The sequence below is a fragment of the Marivita cryptomonadis genome (assembly GCF_002115725.1).
GTDB classification, from domain to species: Bacteria; Pseudomonadota; Alphaproteobacteria; order Rhodobacterales; family Rhodobacteraceae; genus Marivita; species Marivita cryptomonadis.
This window is the reverse complement of sequence record NZ_JFKD01000076.1, coordinates 1-1,216: the sequence shown is the minus strand read 5'-3', so window position 1 is coordinate 1,216 and position 1,216 is coordinate 1. Positions and strand designations below refer to the sequence as shown.

Sequence of the window (1,216 nt, the reverse complement as noted above, 5' to 3'; positions counted from 1 at the left end):
TACGGAGACGCGTAGGCTATGCGGCGGCTGTCGCGGCCGCGGTGTCAGCACGGGTGAAACGAAATTCCATGCTGTCTTGCCACATGCGGTGCAGAACCACCCCGATCCGACGCGCCAGCGCAACCGTGGCGCGCTTTTTGCCGCGCCGCTTGGCGACAGCCCATGCCCAGGCACTCAGCCAATTCGGACGTGCATTATTCAACATCACTGTCGCGGCTTGATAAAGCGCCGTGCGCAACCCCGCATCGCCGGCCCGGGAGATTTCGCCAATGATGTCGCGCTCCCCGGATTGCGCGCGCCGCGGGGTCAGGCCAACCCAAGGGCCAACGTCCCTAGAGGATGAGAAGCGCTCAGGATCATCGATCGCGGCCTTGAAGGTCAGAGCCACGAGAACGCCAACCCCCGGCACGGTCATTAACAGACGGCAGACGGGATCAGCTTTGGCATGATCACGCAGCAATTTCTCCACGCCAGCCAGTTCCTGACGCAGCGCGCCACGTGCGCTCAAGATCGGGGTCGCGGCTGCTTGCAGCATAGGATTACCCTCGACCAGCTCCAGCACCCGCTGTTCAAAGCGTCCCTTGGCGACCTGTCCCATCTTGAGCCCGAAGTTGCGCAGCACCCCACGGATCGACAACTCCAGCGAGATGGTCGCTTGTTGGATCGCCTTACGCGAGGACAACAGCGCACGCATTTCCTGCGCCGACAGGGATTTACAATGGACAGATCGGAACCAGCCCATCTGCAAGAGCCGTGCAATCCCCTCGGCATCGCGTCGATCTGTTTTGATTGGCATCGCCTTCAGCGCACCCTTCACCTGCCGGGTTTCCATCAGAACAGTAGCGAAGCCGGCCTCGGTCAAATGCTGATACAGCCATTGCGACAAGGGCCCAGCTTCAAGGCCTACCCCAACAATGCGCTCTGTCAGTGTATGCAGCACCTTCACCAAATCCTCGGGTTCGCTTGGCGCTGTGGTTTCTTTCACCACCTTGCCCTGCCTGGACACCACGCAGATTGCAGTACTTGCCAGAGAGACGTCCAAACCGATATAAACATCCATGTCGTTGTCCTTTTGTATTCGATATCCTGGGGCGCGCGTCACAGCACGACCCCGTTGACACGCAGCACAGCGTGCCAAGGGCAACGACACCTCAACCAACCTCAGATTTCAATTCACAACGGTCCTGATTCGAGCCGAGCCCCAATACGGTATCTC

The 1,216-nt window shown here is 59.7% G+C and carries 1 protein-coding gene; it reads right to left on the bottom strand.

The genetic code is table 11. The features are described 5' to 3' along the window. Positions 1 to 16: 16 nt before the first annotated feature. Positions 17 to 1,060, bottom strand: a complete 1,044-nt coding sequence (locus tag MCRY_RS22325) for an IS110 family RNA-guided transposase (protein WP_085633970.1) — start codon at positions 1,058 to 1,060, stop codon at positions 17 to 19. Between the last annotated feature and the right edge of the window lie 156 nt (positions 1,061 to 1,216).

Bases quoted from the DNA above. Each gene is read 5' to 3' on its own strand.
- MCRY_RS22325 (WP_085633970.1), bottom strand. From the start codon at position 1,060: ATGGATGTTTATATCGGTTTGGACGTCTCTCTGGCAAGTACTGCAATC.